This is a genomic window from Streptomyces griseoflavus, assembly GCF_014649995.1.
GTDB classification, from domain to species: domain Bacteria; phylum Actinomycetota; class Actinomycetes; order Streptomycetales; family Streptomycetaceae; genus Streptomyces; species Streptomyces griseoflavus.
Genome location: NZ_BMUC01000011.1, coordinates 196,163 through 212,315 on the forward strand (window position 1 = coordinate 196,163; position 16,153 = coordinate 212,315).

At 75.0% G+C, this 16,153-nt stretch carries 15 protein-coding genes; 8 read left to right on the forward strand and 7 right to left on the reverse strand.

All coding sequences use genetic code 11. From position 1 onward, the window contains the following. Positions 1 to 9: 9 nt before the first annotated feature. Together IE172_RS23365 and IE172_RS23370 are read right to left on the reverse strand one after the other, a co-directional pair. Positions 10 to 195, reverse strand: coding sequence for a hypothetical protein (locus IE172_RS23365; protein WP_190099249.1), 186 nt, complete (start codon positions 193 to 195; stop codon positions 10 to 12). Positions 196 to 307: 112 nt separating this feature from the next. Further along, a complete protein-coding gene (locus IE172_RS23370) occupies positions 308 to 1,579 on the reverse strand; it encodes a cytochrome P450 (protein WP_190099250.1) in 1,272 nt (423 codons plus the stop codon). 172 nt (positions 1,580 to 1,751) lie between these two features. On the opposite strand from IE172_RS23370, the gene IE172_RS23375 reads away from it, so the two are divergent. From IE172_RS23375 to rfaE2, 8 genes are all read left to right on the forward strand, one after another. Then, the gene (locus tag IE172_RS23375; protein WP_190099251.1) at positions 1,752 to 2,246 is read left to right on the forward strand and encodes a hypothetical protein; all 495 of its coding nucleotides are present in this window, start codon (positions 1,752 to 1,754) and stop codon (positions 2,244 to 2,246) included. Positions 2,247 to 2,521: 275 nt separating this feature from the next. Continuing rightward, positions 2,522 to 3,484 (forward strand): NAD-dependent epimerase/dehydratase family protein, encoded by a 963-nt coding sequence (locus IE172_RS23380; protein ID WP_190099252.1) that lies wholly within the window; start codon positions 2,522 to 2,524, stop codon positions 3,482 to 3,484. A 66-nt stretch (positions 3,485 to 3,550) separates the two neighbouring features. Continuing rightward, entirely contained in the window at positions 3,551 to 5,218 is a 1,668-nt protein-coding gene (locus IE172_RS23385; RefSeq protein WP_190099253.1) for a carbamoyltransferase family protein, read from the forward strand. Then, on the forward strand, positions 5,215 to 6,279 hold the full coding sequence (locus tag IE172_RS23390) for a glycosyltransferase family 2 protein (RefSeq protein WP_190099254.1): 1,065 nt from the start codon (positions 5,215 to 5,217) through the stop codon (positions 6,277 to 6,279). The genes IE172_RS23385 and IE172_RS23390 overlap by 4 nt, the downstream gene beginning before the upstream one ends. Positions 6,280 to 6,328: 49 nt before the next feature. Continuing rightward, a complete protein-coding gene (locus IE172_RS23395; RefSeq protein ID WP_190099255.1) occupies positions 6,329 to 7,294 on the forward strand; it encodes a glycosyltransferase in 966 nt (321 codons plus the stop codon). Beyond that, positions 7,291 to 8,568 carry a glycosyltransferase gene (locus tag IE172_RS23400; RefSeq protein ID WP_190099256.1) on the forward strand — a complete coding sequence of 426 codons (1,278 nt, stop codon included), beginning with the start codon at positions 7,291 to 7,293 and terminating at the stop codon, positions 8,566 to 8,568. The genes IE172_RS23395 and IE172_RS23400 overlap by 4 nt, the downstream gene beginning before the upstream one ends. Before the next feature lie 92 nt (positions 8,569 to 8,660). Next, entirely contained in the window at positions 8,661 to 9,287 is a 627-nt protein-coding gene (locus IE172_RS23405) for a D-sedoheptulose-7-phosphate isomerase (protein WP_190099257.1), read from the forward strand. Beyond that, complete coding sequence (gene rfaE2 / locus IE172_RS23410) at positions 9,284 to 10,708, forward strand: D-glycero-beta-D-manno-heptose 1-phosphate adenylyltransferase (protein ID WP_190099258.1); 1,425 nt, start codon at positions 9,284 to 9,286, stop codon at positions 10,706 to 10,708. Before IE172_RS23405 ends, rfaE2 begins: the two co-directional genes overlap by 4 nt. Positions 10,709 to 10,768: 60 nt before the next feature. Here rfaE2 and IE172_RS23415 read toward each other — a convergent pair whose 3' ends face one another. The 5 genes from IE172_RS23415 to IE172_RS23440 form a co-directional block, all read right to left on the reverse strand. Beyond that, positions 10,769 to 12,178: an MFS transporter gene (locus tag IE172_RS23415; protein WP_438817024.1), complete on the reverse strand. Its 1,410-nt coding sequence runs from the start codon at positions 12,176 to 12,178 to the stop codon at positions 10,769 to 10,771. Positions 12,179 to 12,382: 204 nt separating this feature from the next. Continuing rightward, a complete protein-coding gene (locus tag IE172_RS23420) occupies positions 12,383 to 12,946 on the reverse strand; it encodes a hemerythrin domain-containing protein (protein ID WP_190099260.1) in 564 nt (187 codons plus the stop codon). A gap of 93 nt (positions 12,947 to 13,039) precedes the next feature. Then, the gene (locus IE172_RS23425; protein ID WP_190099261.1) at positions 13,040 to 13,573 is read right to left on the reverse strand and encodes a DoxX family protein; all 534 of its coding nucleotides are present in this window, start codon (positions 13,571 to 13,573) and stop codon (positions 13,040 to 13,042) included. Positions 13,574 to 13,646: 73 nt separating this feature from the next. Further along, a complete protein-coding gene (locus tag IE172_RS23430) occupies positions 13,647 to 13,970 on the reverse strand; it encodes a hypothetical protein (protein WP_190099262.1) in 324 nt (107 codons plus the stop codon). Positions 13,971 to 14,310: 340 nt separating this feature from the next. Next, positions 14,311 to 15,969: a catalase gene (locus IE172_RS23440; RefSeq protein ID WP_190099263.1), complete on the reverse strand. Its 1,659-nt coding sequence runs from the start codon at positions 15,967 to 15,969 to the stop codon at positions 14,311 to 14,313. Positions 15,970 to 16,153: the final 184 nt, after the last annotated feature.

A 16,153-nucleotide genomic window follows, 5' to 3' on the forward strand; every position in this document is an offset into this window, starting at 1 on the left:
TCGATCCGTTCAGCCCTTCTTGGGACGCGGGGTCGGGGGCGACAGCAGCAGGGAGGTGGAACCGGAGTTGAGGGCCAGCGCGGCGCACTGCCGGCTGTCGCGGTACACACCGTCGGCCTCGACCGGGTCGAGCGCCGCTTCGATGTCGACGCCCTTGACGCCGGTCAGCTCTTCGGTGGTCTGCTCGGAACGCATGACACCATCTCCTTGAGGCGTAGCGAATACGTTCCTCTTACGAATCACCCAAATCGGACAATTCACTCCGTTTTTCCGGAACTTACTTTCATGACTTTTTCAACAGCCGGGTTCACGGCTGCTCGAGTGCGGTCGGCCGGGCGGCCGGCGGGCGTACTCCCGCGAGGAGAACACCGCTGTGCGGGCGGGTCGGTACGCGGTTCAGCGGGATGGTCAGATTCTGCTCCGGCACCGTGTACTCCAGCCGGGCGAGCCGCCCCGCGAGCGCCTCCAGTACGCCGACGGTCATCCCCTCGCCCGGACACCGGTGGCCCGCGGCCGGGTCACCGCCCCCCTGCGGTATCAGTTCGTCGCGCCCCACGGGCCGTTCGAGGAAGCGCTGCGGGCGGAAGGAGTACGGATCGCCCCACAGCGACTCGTCGTGGTTCTGCCCGTACACGTCGAGCACCACCAGCCCACCGGCCGGGATCCACTCCCCCCGCCAGAACAGGTCGCGTGCGGCCAGACCGCCGAGGAACGGCACGAACGGGTAGAAGCGGCGCACCTCGTGCGCGAACGCGGCGGCGAACGCGGGGTCCCCGTCCGCCAGACGGGTCCTCAGTTCGGGCCGGCGGTGCAGGGCGTGCGCCGTGAAGGCGACGAACCACGCGACCGCGGCCGTCGGGCGGACGACGTTGAGCAGTTCCACCGCGGCCGTCTTCTCGTCCAGCGGCTCGCCGTCGGCGTCGCGGTGCCGGCACACCAAGTCGAGCACCGAGTCCGGCTCCGCGGGGACCTCGCCGGAGCGTACGTCCCGCACGAGCCGGCCCAGCCGCTCCTCCTGGCGGGCACGGGCGCGCCGGGCGCGCAGATGGCGCGGACCGGCGGTCGCGAAGCCGTCGACCATCGCGATCATGTCGCGGGCCGTCGCCGCGGCCCCGGCGTCCCCCGGCGGCATACCGGCCCACCGGTGCACCCCGGTGGTGAGGACCGTGCTCGCCTCGTCGAACAGCACGACGGAGCCGCGCCCGGCCCAGCCGGGTACGGCCTCGTCCCAGGCCGCGCCGACGTGTTCGACCAGGCCGGTGATCCGGCCGGGTTCCAGCAGGGGCAGGAACAGGGACTTGCGGGCGCGGTGGGCGGCGCCGTCGAGGGTGTGCACGGCCCCGTGGCCGAACAGGGTGGCGAGCACCGGTTCGGGTATGGCGCGGTGCCGGTGCACGTTGCGCTCGTCGTAGAAGAAGCGGACCGCCTCGGGTCCGCGCAGGGCGAGGGCGGGGCGGCCCAGGATCCGGGTACGGACCACCGGACCGGGGGCGTCGCGCATCCGGTTGGGTAGCCATGCGTAACCCTCCGCCAGCAGGGGGAGGGTGCGGTCGACCAGGGGGCGGCTGAGTACGTCCATGGCCGTCGGGTGCCCGCCGGGCCCCCTCGGACACGCCGGACGGCGGGAGGGCACCCGTACGGGTGTGGCCGAGACCACGCGGTGAAGGAGGCACGCGTCACGCCGTGGCGGACGGACCGGCGGCTACCGTTCGCTCCGGTCCCCCACCCCCGACGGTTCGGACGGCCCGGCAGTGCACACAGATCTCTCCCCGGTCATCGCGGCCACCGCCCAGTGGCTGACCCGCTCCTTCCCCGCGTCCGGCGGGGCGCTGGCCTCGGCCCTGTGCGAGGCGCAGGCGCGGCAGGCGGTGACGGTCGCGGCCCGGCTGCGGTACCCCTCGGCGACGGACGCGGCCCTGCTGTCCCTGCTGGGCCCGGGTGGTGCGGCGCGGCTCGACGACGTCACCGGCGGGGGCGACGAGGGCGCGGCCTGGCGCACCTGGGTCGACGAGGTGGTGGCCAGCTGGGCGGCCGGCCTGCTGGCCGACCCGGAACTGGCCCGCCTCGCGGTCGGCCTGCTCGACGGGGACACCCCGGCCGGGTTCCGCCGTCTGCTCACCCCCGACGCGACCGACCGCCGCGCCGCGGCCCTGCTGCGCCACCCCGATCTGCTGCTTCCGGTGTCCGCCCTCCACCACGCCGCCCTGCTCGCCCGCCTCGGGTCCGACACCACCCTCGTGGCCTGACCCGCACGGAGAACCCGTCAGGACCGCAAACCAGGGCGCGCGTCCGGCTGCGCCGCCGGCCTCCGTGCCCTTCCCCTCCGTCGCCGCCGTGACCTGCGCGGACGGCACACACCACGCTGTGCTCACGCTGCGTCATTCACCGGATTGCAGTAGGCGACCGTGCCGCGGGGAGGGCGACGGCCCAGGCTGATCGGGGGCCCGACGGCCTCGGTCCGGGTGGCCGGCGCACCGTGCCGGCCCCGGACACCGACGTCTCCGACGGAGGGCTGAGCGCCATGACCACCGCCATATCCCGGAACTGGGAGCACGTCGTCGTCACCGGCGGCGCGGGATTCGTCGGCTCCCACCTGTGCACCGCCCTGCTCGACGCGGGCTCCGCCGTCACGTGTGTGGACGACTTCAGCACCGGCCGGCCGGAGAACGTCACGCCGCTGCTCGAACGGCCCGGATTCACCCTGGTACGGGCCAACGTGGCCGAGGAGGTGCCGGTGGACCGGCGGCCCGACCTCGTCCTGCACTTCGCCTCGCCCGCCTCCCCCGCGGACTACCTGCGGCTTCCGCTGCACACCATGGAGGCCGGCAGTCTCGGCACCCGCAACGCGCTGCGGCTCGCCCAGGCGTCCGAGGCCCGTCTGGTCCTGGCCTCCACCTCCGAGGTGTACGGAGACCCGCTGCAGAACCCCCAGGACGAGCGCTACTGGGGCAACGTCAACCCGGTCGGCCCGCGCAGCGTCTACGACGAGGCCAAACGCTTCGGCGAGGCGCTCACCACCGCCCACGCCGACACCCACGGCACCGACGCCTGCATCGTGCGGCTGTTCAACACCTACGGCCCTCGGATGCGCGGCCACGACGGGCGCGCCGTGCCGACGTTCGTCCGGCAGGCGCTGGCCGGCGAGCCGCTCACCGTGACCGGTGACGGCCGCCAGACCCGTTCGCTGTGCTACGTCGAGGACACCGTGGCCGGGATCCTCGCGGCGGCCGCCCACGGCATGCGCGGACCCGTCAACATCGGCAACCCCGGCGAGATCACCATGCTGGACCTGGCCCGGCTGGTCGTCCGGCTCACCGGGTCGCCGTCGGAGATCCGCTACATCGAACGCCCGGTGGACGACCCGGCCGTGCGCTGCCCCGACATCACGCTGGCCCGCGACAAGCTCGGCTGGGAGCCCCGGGTGGACGCCGAGGAGGGGCTGCGCCGCACGATCGCCTGGTTCCGTTCCGGGGCCGGTCACTGAGCGCGGCCGTTCCCCGCGCGACACGCGGTCCCGCAGGCCGCCCCCGAACCGCGAAAGGCGTCCGCCATGCGCATCCTCGGAATCAACGCCCTCTTCCACGACCCCGCCGCCGCACTGGTGATCGACGGGCGGACCGTCGCCGCCGCGGAGGAGGAGAGGTTCTCCCGGCGCAAGCACGGCAAGCGGCCGCTGCCGTTCTCCGCCTGGGAACTGCCCGAGAAGGCCGCCGCCTGGTGCCTGAGGCGCGCCGGACTGCGCCCCCAGGACCTCGACGCGGTCGCCTACTCCTTCGACCCCGCGCTCGCCCGTCCCGCCGACGCGATGGGTCTGGACGACCCGTGGGACCACCTGCGGCTCACCTACGCGCGGGAGGCCCCGAATTTCCTGCGGACCGCGCTGCCGGGCCTGGACCCGGAGACCGTCCGCTTCGTACCGCACCACATGGCGCACGCCGCCTCGGGCGCGTTCGCCGCCCCCGGCGGCGGGGACTGCTCGGTCCTGGTGCTGGACGGCCGCGGCGAGCGCGCCTCCCACCTCGCCGCCCGCCGGGTGGGCGACCGGCTCGAGTCCCTGCGCGCGCAGGACCTCCCGCACTCGCTCGGCCTCGTCTACGAGGAACTCACCGAACACCTCGGCTTCCTGCGCTCCTCCGACGAGTTCAAGGTGATGGCCCTCGCCTCCCACGGCACCCCGCGCATGCTGGCCGAACTGCGCCGGTACGTGTATCCGACCGGCGACGGCGGCTTCCACGCCTCCGGGGTGCCCTGGCACGAGTTCTGCGCGCCGCGCGGCCCCGACGAACCGTGGACCCGGGACCACGCCGATGTCGCCGCCGGCGCGCAGGCCGTGCTGGAGGAGACCCTGCTGGACCTGGCGCGCTGGCTGCACGGCCGCACCCACGACCGTGTGCTCACCCTCGCCGGGGGCGTCGCCCTGAACTGCGTCGCCAACTCCCGCATCGCCCGGGAGGGCCCGTTCTCCCGGGTGTGGGTGCAGCCGGCGGCAGGGGACGCGGGCACCGCGCTGGGCGGAGCCCTGCTGCTGTCCGCCGGGGCCGGTGACGGACCGGAGCCCATGACCGGCGCCGACCTCGGCCGGGACTGGACGGACGCGGAGCTGGGGGCGTGGCTGAAGACGGCCGCCGTCCCCTTCGAACGGCCGGCCGACATCGCCGCGACCGTGGCCCGTACGCTGGCCGGCAACGGCGTCGTCGCCTGGTTCCAGGGACGCAGCGAGTACGGTCCCCGGGCGCTCGGTCACCGCTCGCTGCTGGCCCATCCGGGGCACGCGGGCAATCTGGAGCGGCTCAACGACGTCAAGGGGCGCGAGCAGTTCCGGCCGGTGGCGCCCATGGTGCTCGCCGACCGCGCCGCCGAGATCTTCGACGGGCCGCTGCCCAGCCCGTACATGCTGTTCGTGCACGACGTGGCGCCCGCCTGGCGCGAGCGCATCCCCGCCGTGGTGCACGTCGACGGAACCGCCCGCATCCAGACCGTCGATCCGGCGCGCGAGCCCCTGGTGGCGCGGATGCTGGGCGAGTTCGAGCGGCTGACCGGGCTGCCCGTGGTCGTCAACACCAGTCTCAACACGGCCGGACGGCCCATGGTCGACGACCCGCGCGACGCCCTGGAGTGCTTCGGCTCCTCCCCCGTCGACCTGCTGGCCATCGGTCCGTTCGCGATCCGGCGGGCGGACCTGTTCCGCTCCGCCGGCGAGAGCGAGGTGCGGCGATGACCGGGTCCCCCGCTCCGAGCGGCGAGTACGCCGTGGTGGTGCCGACGCTCGGCCGGCCCTGCCTGGCCCGGTGCCTGCGGGCGCTGGCGGAGGCGGACGGTCCGGGCCCGGTCCGGGTCGTCGTGGTCGACGACCGCCCGGACCCCGCCGGGGCGCCGCTGACCGCCGCCGTTCCCCCGTCGCTGCGCGCGCGCACCCTCGTCGTGCCCGGCGGGGGGCGGGGACCGGCCGCCGCCCGCAACACCGGATGGCGGGCGGCCGGGGACGTGCCGTGGATCGTCTTCCTCGACGACGACGTGGTCCCGGGTCCCACCTGGGCCGACGACCTGGCCCTCGACCTCGCCGGGGCGAGCGTCGCCACCGCCGGGATCAGCGCCCGCGTCGACGTCCCGCTGCCGCCGGACCGCCGGCCCACCGACTGGGAGCGCAACACCGCCGGCCTCGCCACGGCCCGCTGGATCACGGCCGACATGGTGTACCGCCGCCGGGCGCTGGAGAGCACCGGCGGCTTCGACGAACGGTTCCGCAGGGCGTTCCGCGAGGACGCGGACCTGGCGCTGCGGGTGCTCGACGCCGGCTGGACGCTGGCGCGGGGCCGCCGCCTGACCACCCATCCGGTACGGGAGGCCGGACGCTGGATCTCCGTGCGCGCCCAGGCGGGCAACGCCGACGACGTGCTGATGTCCCGGCTGCACGGCCGCGACTGGTGGCAGCGGGCGGACGCGCCACGGGGGCGCCTGCCCGGTCACCTCGCGGTGACCGCGGCGGGTCTGGCGGCCGTGGCCTGCGCGCTGACCGGCCGGCCCCGGGCCTCGGCGGTCTGCTTCGGCGGCTGGCTGGCCGGAACCGCCGAATTCGCCCTGGCCCGGATCCTCCCGGGCCCGCGCACCCGGGAGGAGATCACCACCATGGTCCTCACCAGCACGGTCATCCCGCCGGTGGCGGTCTTCCACCGGCTGCGGGGCCACCTCCGCCACCGCGCGGCGCCGCCCCGCCCCGGGCGGTCCGGGGCTCCCGCCCCCGCCTACCCGCCGCCGGCCGGCGAACGGCTGCCGTCATGACCCGCCCGCCGCCGGAGCCGGAGGAGCGCACGGACCTGGGAGCCGCCGTATGAACATCCTGCTGTGGCACGTACACGGATCCTGGACGACGGCGTTCGTCCAGGGCCCCCACACCTACGTCGTCCCCGTCACCCCGGACCGGGGTCCGGACGGACTCGGCCGTGCCCGGACCTTCACCTGGCCCGCGTCGGTGCGCGAGGCCACGCCGGAGGAGCTGCGGGAGACCCCGTTCGACCTGGTCGTCCTGCAACGGCCGCACGAACTCGAGCTCGCCCGGCGCTGGCTCGGCGGCCGGCGCCCCGGCCGGGACGTGCCGGCCGTGTACCTGGAGCACAACGCCCCGGACGGCGACGTCCCCGACACCCGCCATCCCGTGGCGGACCGCGCCGATCTGACGCTCGTGCACGTCACGCACTTCAACCGGCTGTTCTGGGACTGCGGCAGCACCCGCACCGAGGTCGTCGAGCACGGCATCGTCGACCCCGGCCACCGCTGCACGGGCCGGCTGGAGCGTGCCGCGGTCGTCGTCAACGACCCGCTGCGCCGCGGCCGGTACACCGGTACGGACCTGCTGCCCGAGCTGGCCCGGGCGGTGCCGCTGGACGTGTTCGGCATGCGCACCGACGGGCTCGCCCGGCACCTGGGCCTGCCGCCGGAGCGGTGCCGCACCGCCGACCTGCCGCAGCGCGACCTGCACGCGGCAATGGCCGAGCGCCGGATGTACCTGCACCCGGTGCGCTGGACCTCCCTCGGTCTGTCGCTGCTGGAGGCGATGCACCTCGGCATGCCCGTGCTGGCGCTGGCCACCACCGAGGCGGTCGAGGCGGTGCCGGAGGGTGCGGGCACCGTGTCGAACCGGCCCGACGTCCTCGCCCGGGCCGCCCGCCGCTATCTCGCGGACCCGGCGGCCGCCGCCGCGGACGGGGCACGGGCCCGCCAGGCCGCCCTCGAACGGTACGGGCTCAAGCGGTTCCTGGACGACTGGGAACGCCTGATCACGGAGGTGTGCTCATGACCCCGCCCCCCGGCTCCCTCCCCGCCGGCCCGTACGCCGGCGACGACCTCGCCCCCGGCTCGCTGTCCATCGCGCTGGTCTCGGAGCACGCGAGCCCTCTCGCCACACTCGGCGGGGTGGACGCCGGCGGGCAGAACGTGCACGTCGCCGCCCTCGCGGGGGCGCTCGCCGACCGCGGCCACCGCGTCACCGTGCACACCCGCCGCGACGACCCCGCCCTGCCCGACCGGGTGCCGCTGCGCGAGGGCGTCGAGGTCCACCACGTGCCGGCGGGCCCCGCGCGGCCGCTGCCCAAGGACCGGCTGCTGCCCCACATGGAGGAGTTCGGGCAGCACCTGGCCCGGGCGTGGCGGGCCCGCACCCCGGACGTGGCGCACTCGCACTACTGGATGTCGGGGCTCGCCTCGCTGCGGGCGGCCCGGGAACTGGGCCTGCCGCTGCTGCACACGTATCACGCGCTGGGCACGGTGAAGCGGCGGCACCAGAGGCTCGCCGACACCAGCCCGCCGGAACGGATCGGCTGCGAGACCGAGGTGGGACTGGGCTGCGACCGGGTCGTCGCCACCTGCCGGGACGAGGTGGCCGAGCTGCTCCGGATGGGGCTGCCGGCGGACCGGATCGGCGTCGTGCCGTGCGGGGTGGACACCGACCGGTTCACCCCGCTGGGGCCGGTCGCCCCGCGCGGACCGTTCCGGTACCGGCTGCTCCAGCTGGGCCGGCTGGTGCCCCGCAAGGGTGCCGGGGTGTCGGTGGCGGCGCTGGCCGGGCTGCCGGGGACCGAACTCGTCGTGGTCGGCGGTCCGCCCCGGGACGTCCTGGACGACGACCCGGAGGTGCGCCGGCTGCGGGGACTCGCGCGGGACGCCGGGGTGGCCGACCGGGTCCGCTTCACCGGCGGGGTGGACGCCGCCCGGGTGCCGGCGCTGCTGCGCTCCGCCGACGTGGTGCTGTGCCCCGCCGACTACGAGCCGTTCGGGATCGTCCCGCTGGAGGCCATGGCCTGCGGCCGTCCGGTGGTGGCCAGCGCGGTCGGCGGTCAGCTCGACACCGTCGCGGATCCGGGCACCGGACGGCTGGTGCCGGCCCGTGACCCTCAGGCGCTGGCCCGGGCGGTCGCCGCGCTGCTCGCCGACCCGGCGGCCCGGGCCGCCTGCGGTGCGGCCGGCCGCCGCCGGGTGCTCAGCCGCTACGGCTGGCCGCGGATCGCCGCCGCCACCGAGGCGGCCTACTGCGAGGTCCTCGACGCGGAACCCGCCGCGACCCGGGCCGGCTGACCGGCCGGCCCCGACCACCGCCGACGCCCGAAAGCTGGAAGGAGGTGCGGGTCCCACCGCCGTCCCCACCGAGGCGGTGCGCCCGGAACAGGATGACCGAACACTCCGCGCTCGACGCCGCGCGACTGCACTGCCGGTCGCTCCAGGAGGCCCTCGACGGCCTCCGTCTGAACGGCCTGCCCCGGATCGCCGACTGGGGCGGACACCTCGCCTCCGTCCTCACCGGGGGAGGTCGGCTGCTGGCGGCCGGCAACGGCGGCAGCGCCGCCCAGGCCCAGCACCTGACCGCCGAACTGGTCGGCCGGTACCGCAGGGAGCGGCGTGCCTTCTCGGCGCTCGCCCTGCACGCGGAGACCTCCAGCGTCACCGCCATCGGCAACGACTACGGCTTCGACCACGTGTACGCCCGCCAGGTGGTCGCCCACGGGCGTCCCGGCGACGTGCTGATGCTGCTGTCCACCTCGGGCCGCAGCGCCAATCTGATCGCGGCGGCCGTGGCGGGCCGGCGGGCCGGGCTGCGGATCTGGGCGCTCACCGGGCCCGGCCCCAATCCACTGGCGGAGGCCGCCCACGAGGCACTGTGCGTGGAGGCGGGCAGTACCGCGACCGTCCAGGAGACGCATCTGGTCGCCGTGCACCTGCTCTGCGAGTCGTTCGACACCGCCGTGTCCACGCCCCTCGCCCGGCGGGCGGCGGCCGTCCCCGGGAGGACGTCATGACCGCACTCGAGCCGCTCGTGGTGGTGGGGGACGTGCTGCTGGACGAGGACATCGAGGGAGTCGCCACCCGGCTGGCCCCGGACGCCCCGGCCCCGGTCGTCGACGTCACCGGTGACCGCAGGCATCCGGGCGGGGCGGGGCTGGCCGCCGCGCTCGCCGCCCGGGGCGGCCGGGACGTGGTCCTGGTGACCGCCCTCGGCGACGACCCCGCCAGCGAGGCCGTCCGCCGGGGGCTCAGCGGCCGGGTCCGGCTGCTGGAGCTTCCGCTGCACGGCACCCTGCCGGTGAAGACCAGGGTGCTGGCGGGCGGACGGCCCGTGGTGCGCATCGACCGGGGCGGCGGGACGCCCGGGGAGCCGGACGGCGCGGTGTGCGAGGCGCTCGCGGGCGCGCACGCGGTACTCGTCGCCGACTACGGGCGGCACACCGCGGGGGCGGTGCGCGCGCACCTGGAGGACGCGGCCCGCCGTACGCCGCTGGTGTGGGACCCGCATCCCAGGGGTGAACCGCCGGTGCCGGGGGCGCGGCTCGTCACGCCCAACGCGGCGGAGGCGATCGCCCTGTGCGCCGGTACGCCGGGGGTGTCGGGGCCGTCGCTGGGCGCCTTCGCCGAGCGGGGGACGTCGCTGGCGGAGCGCTGGCGGGCGGCGGGCGTGGCCGTGACGCTCGGCGACCGGGGCGTGCTGCTGACCCGGCCGGGAGGGGGGACGCCGATGCTGATCCCGGCACCCTTCCGGGCCGGGGGTGACCCGTGCGGGGCGGGTGACTGTTTCGCCGCCACCACCGTCGCGGCGCTGGCCGACGGGCTGCTGCCGGAGGAGGCGCTGCAACGGGCGGTGGCGGCGGCCGCCGCGTTCGTCGCCGCGGGCGGGTCGGGCAATCCGGACCTCTGGGAGACGCCGGCGGTCCCCGCGCCGGGTCGCACTCCCGGGGCCGACGCGGCCGACGCGTTCGGGCTGGCGGAGAGCGTGCGGGCGCGCGGGGGGACGGTCGTCGCCACGGGCGGCTGCTTCGACCTGGTGCACGCCGGGCACGTCGGGCTGCTGGAGAGCGCCCGGCGGATCGGGGACTGTCTGATCGTGTGTCTCAACTCGGACGCGTCGGTCACCCGGCGCAAGGGGGCGGGACGGCCGCTCGTTCCGGCGGCGGACCGGGCCCGGGTGCTGGCGGCGCTGGGGAGCGTGGACGCCGTCGTGGTGTTCGAGGAGGACACGCCCGCGGCGGTGCTGGAGCGGCTGCGGCCGGACGTGTGGGTGAAGGGCGGGGACTACTCGGTGCAGGACCTGCCGGAGGCGGAAGTGCTGCGGGGGTGGGGCGGGCAGGCGGTGGTACTGCCGTACCTGGACGGGCGGTCGACCACGTCGCTGGCGCGGCGGGCCGCCGACGCGGCGGCGGTGTCCGTGAGGTCCGGGGACGGGTGAGGCGGCGGCCGCGAGGGATGTCCCCGCCCCGCCGCCCCGTGTGTCCCGGGGGCCGGCCGGTCAGGCCGCCGTCTCCAGAGCCGGGCGGGGGACGTCCTTCGCGGGGAGCGTGAGGGGGAGGTGCGTCCGGCGGGAGAGGAGGTGGCCCGCGGTGATGGAGGCCGCGATGACCAGGCCGCCGGTGACCAGGGCCCCGCGGGGGCCGGCGAGTTCCATGAGGAGGCCGAGGGCGGGCGGGCCGCCCAGGCTCCACACGGTGCCGACGCTGCCCCAGACGCCGAGGACGCGGCCGCGCAGATGGGCGGGCGGGTCGGTCTGCAGGACGGCCGTCCCGGCGGTGTCGGAGACGGACTCGACGACCGCCATGGGCAGGACCAGCACCAGCAGCACCGCCAGCGACGGCGACATCCCGGCCACCACCTGCAGCAGCGCGCCCGTCGCCGCGAGGGCGCCGACCAGCCGCACCGACGGCCTGCGCAGCCGCGCGCCGAGCACGGCGCCGAGGATCCCGCCGACGGCCAGGACCGTGGACACCGTGCCGAAGGCGCCCGCGCCGCCGGCGAGCGGTCCGGTGACCAGCACGGCGAGTGTCAGCCCGTAGTTGCGTCCGAAGACCGCGCTGACGCCGGTGACCCCGGCGAGCGCCATCAGCCGGGGCCGGCGGGCGAAGAACGCGATCCCCTCGCGGACGGTCAGGGCGGCCTGCGGCCGTTCTCCCTTGGCCACGGCCTGCCGCACCGCGCCCGCAGCGGGGCGCAGGAACGGGATGACCGCGGTCACGAAGAGGAACGAGAAGCCGTTGGCGAAGTAGGCGGCGGCCGTGCCGAGGAACCCGACCGTCACTCCGGCGAGGGCGGCGCCCGCGAGCCGGCCGGCGTTGAAGACCAGCGCGCCCACCCCGATCGCGGAGGGCACGTCCTCGGCCGGCACGAGATCGTTGCCGAGCAGGGCGCAGGCCGGGTTGTCGACGGTGGCGACCGTGCCGGTGACGGCGGCCAGCACCATCAGGGAGGTCATGTCGAGCCGGTCGAGCGCCACCAGGACGGCCGTGGTGAACGCGATCGCCGACAGCAGGGCCTGGCTGACGGCGGCCGTCAGCTTCCGCGGCCAGCGGTCGACCGCCGCGCCGCCGAGGACGCTCATCAGCAGGGCGGGAGCCGCCTGCACGGACATGGACAGGCCGGTGGCCGCGGCGGAGCCGGTGATCTGCAGGACCAGCAGGTTCTGCACCGTGAGCTGCATCCACGTACCGGCGTTGGACACGAAGTTGGCGACGGACCACCAGCGCATGCTGCGGTGCCGCAGGGACCGCCAGGGCGAGCGTGACGCGGGCCGGGCGGGAGGGGGCGGGGAGGACACAGGAGCGCTACTCGGACGGACGAGCCGGGGCTCGGAGCGAGGGGGCGCGGGAAGCGGAGGGCCGGCTGCGCTGCGCGGCGATTCCCGTCGCCCGGACTGGGCGCGGACCATCGTGGCAGAAGAAGGCGCCGAGTCGGTTCCGGACCACCGCGGGACCACCGGGCCGGAGACGTCAAGCGCGTTGGGGTGCCGGGGAGTTGGGCCGGCGAGTGGGCTTGCTCACAGGGAGCGGGCCCACGGAAGGACCCGTCGCTCGCAGGGAGCGGACACACGGAAGGGCCCGCCGCCGCCGCGACGGGCCCTCGTCGGTGGTCCTCAGCCCTGCTTGCCGCGTCCGCTCAGCGCGTCGCGGAGCCGGTCGACCATTCCGGCACCCGGGGCCAGGAGCTTGTTCGCGGGGGGCTTGTCCGGGGCGGCCGGGTGCGGCCGGGTCGGGGCGGTCTTCTTCGCCTGCCGGACCTTCTCACCGAGCCGGTCGAGTTCCTCCGTGGAGCAGGCGGCGCGCAGCTTCGGGAAGAGGTTCTGCTCCTCGTCGGCGATGTGCTCCCGGATCTCGCTCATGAGCGAGCCGATGAGGCGGTCGAACTCGGCGTCGTCCGCGTCACAGCCTTCCAGGTCCTTCATGGTCTGCTCGGCCGTCGCGTGGTCCTCGAGCTCCCGGTCGGCGAGGGCGTCCCCGTCCGGCACGTGCTCGCGCACCGCCGGGTAGAGGTAGGCCTCCTCGGCCACCGAGTGCCGGACCAGTTCGATCGTGGCCTGGTCGGCGTACACCTTGCGGTCCTTGTGGCCGGGCGGCAGTGCCTCGATCTTGCCGAACAGTTCCTCGACCTCCCGGTGATCGGTCACCAGTTCGTCGATGACGTTGCCTCCGTGTCCCATGTCCTCCACCTTCCGGTCCGTGGTGGCGCCCGGCCGGGCCCACTCCGCTCCCGGGTCCCCGCGCCGGCGGGGTGCTAACGCGCGGCCGGCCGGTCAGCAGGACAGCTTGGCCCGGACCCGGCCGGCCACCGCCGCGGGGCCGGCGCCGGCCCGGACGGAGCGGCGTACCAGGTGGGCGTCGCGCCGCAGGCCGTGGGCGGCGTGCCGGCCGCGCCACACCAGGGAGGGGGCGGAGCCGGTGTCGTCGGCGGCGATCAGCAGGCCGCCGAGCATGGCGAGGTTCTTGAGGAAGTGGATGCGCTGCTGCGTCTTCCGGTCGGGGTCCTCCTCCTCCCAGAAGCGGTGCGCGGCCAGGGTCGTGGGCACCAGCGTGACGGCGAGGGCGAACGCGGCCGGGCGGGGCAGCCGTCCGGTGGCCAGCATCAGCCCGCCCACGACCTGGACGGCGCCGTTGAGGCGTACGCAGTCCTCGGTGCCGTCGGGCAGCAGCGGAACCCGGTCGGTGACGGGCCGTACGACGGGTTCCGCGAGGCCCGCGACGTTCTGCGGGTTGCGGACGGAATCCAGCCCGCCCGCGACGAACATCGACGCCAGCATCGGCCGGCCGAGGACACGCAACAGACTCATGGGCTACTCCTGGGAGTGTCGGTGGTGCGGACGGGCCGGGTTCCCTCCGGGGAGGGGGGCAATCGGCGTGCCGTCACCAGAACCGGGTGGTGAGCGCGGGCTGGTGGACCGCCTCCACGGCGTCGCGCAGGCTCAGGGCGACACCGATGGTGGTGCGCAGGACGGACGGGCGTACGGTCTGGGCGGTCTCCGTGGCCAGGACCAGCAGACAGCCCGCCGCCTGTTCGACGACGGAGACGGGGAGGGTGTAGTCGTTCTCGGCGGCCGCGCGGAACGCCTTGAGCGGGACTCCGGCCCCGTCGACCGTGCGTCCAACGGCCTGCTCCAGGTGCTGTGCGGCGTTCTCGCAGAGCGAGGCGGGCAGGGTGAGGGTGCGCTGGAACGGTGAACTCGTCATGGTCCCAGTGATCCCCCGCCGCGACCGTGTTCCATCGGCGTGCGCGGGGAGTTCACCGTCCCGCGTGAGCTTTCGGCGGCGGCCGGGCCCGTAGGCCGGGCCGCCGCGTGCGCGGCCGGGAGCGGCCGTGCGCGGGGACGTCCCTTCCGCCGCGGCCGCCCGGGGCGGCGACGGGTGGGGACGTGGCGGAGGCTGCGGCCGGGGGTGCCGCTCGGAGGCGGTGGGACACGCGTCGGCGTGCACCAGCCGCTGTCGCTGCTGGTGCACGCCGTGCGCTTCGGCCGTGGCCGCGCCGGTCAGGCGCTCGCGGTGGCGCCGGCCGCCGCTGCCGGAGGACCGTTCAGCGGGTGACCACGTGCCGTTCGTCGGGGACGCAGTGGGTCATGGTGAGCCCCTCCACGTTGCGCGGCGGGTTGTCGCCGAGGCTGGACAGCCGCTTGCGGTCCTCGTCGGTGAGGGTCTGGCTCGCGAGTGGTTCGAGGTGGGCGACGTCCTCCGGCATGATGCCGAGGCCCTCGCCGACCCGGCGGCCGAGGTCGTTCTCGGCGAGGAGACAGTGCCAGACCATGCGTTCCTGCACCTCGCGGTCGCACTGCGCGAAGAGGTCGGTGAAGTTCTTCACCAGGTCGTCGCGCTCCCAGTCCTCCATCAGGCAGTAGCGCTGGCCCGCCTGGAGGTAGTCGTTGGTGCGGGGGATGCGTTTGCGGGTGAGCCGGCCCACGATCTCCGGGCCCTGGTCGTCGTGCGTCGGGTACTCGCCCTCGCGCAGTCCGCCGGTGATCGACGGCTCGTAGTTGACCTGCGGGTTGTCCCCGCTGTGGTCGACGGAGTACGTCATCTGCCCGTCGCGCTGGTTGGTGTGCACCTCGGCGTTCTTGGCCTGGTTGACGGGGAGCTGCAGGTAGTTCGGGCCGACCCGGTGGCGCTGGGTGTCGCTGTAGGAGAAGGTCCGGCCGACGAGCATCTTGTCGTCGGAGAAGTCCAGGCCGTCGACGAGGACACCGGTGCCGAAGGAGATCTGCTCGTTCTCGGCGAAGTAGTTGTCCGGCATCCGGTTGAGCACCATGCGGCCGACCGGCTTGGGCGGGAAGTCCTGCTCGGGCCAGGTCTTGGTGTCGTCCAGCGGGTCGAAGTCGAGCTCCGGGTGGTCGTGGTCGTCCATCATCTGGACGAGCAGTTCCCACTCGGGGTGGTCGCCGCGCCCGACCGCCTCGTACAGGTCCTTGGTGGCGTGGCCGAGGGATTCCGCCTGGACGTTGGCGGCGTCCTCCTCGGTCATGGAGCGCACACCCTGCTTGGGCATCCAGTGGTACTTGACCAGCTTGGTGTCGCCCTGGGCGTTGACCCACTTGTACGTGTTCACGCCGAAGCCCTGCATGTGGCGGTAGTCGGCCGGGATGCCGCGCGGGCTGAAGAGGTTGACCAGCATGTGCATGGACTCGGGCGTCTGCGACATGAAGTCGAAGATGCGCCGCGGCTGCTGCTCGAAGGTGACCGGGTCGGGCTTGAGGGCATGGATGACGTCGGGGAACTTGATGGCGTCCCGGATGAAGAAGACGCCCAGGTTGTTGCCGACGAGGTCCCAGTTGCCGTCCTCGGTGTAGAACTTCACGGCGAAGCCGCGCGGGTCGCGGGCGGCCTCGGAGGAGTCGCGTCCGCCGATGACGGTGGAGAAGCGCACGGCCACGTCGGTGCGCTTGCCCTGCTCCTGGAAGAGCTTGGCCCGGGTGTACGGGGAGATCGGCTCGTCGCCCCATTTCCCGTACGCCTCGAAGTAGCCGTAGGCGGTGACGCCGCGCGCGTGCACCACGCGCTCGGGGATGCGCTCCCGGTCGAAGTGGCTGATCTTCTCCAGGAACTGGTAGTTCTCCAGCGTGGCCGGGCCACGGGCGCCGACCGTGCGCTGGTTCTGGTTGTCGTAGACCGGGTGGCCCTGGCGGTTGGTGAGTACCTTGCGGTCGTCGCCCGGAGCGGGACCCCGGCTGGAAACGTCCGTCATGATCGTGGGCTCCTTGCACTGCTCGTCGTCCCCCCGATCGCGTGCGTACGGGGGTCATGCTGCCGCGCATCACGGCGGGCTGCGACTCGGCGGCGCGGACGGACGCCGCCGGGAACCCCGTGAACGCCCCGCGGGGCGGGCGCCGCCGCCCGAAGTGCCCGTGACCGGCTGTACGCCATCCGGC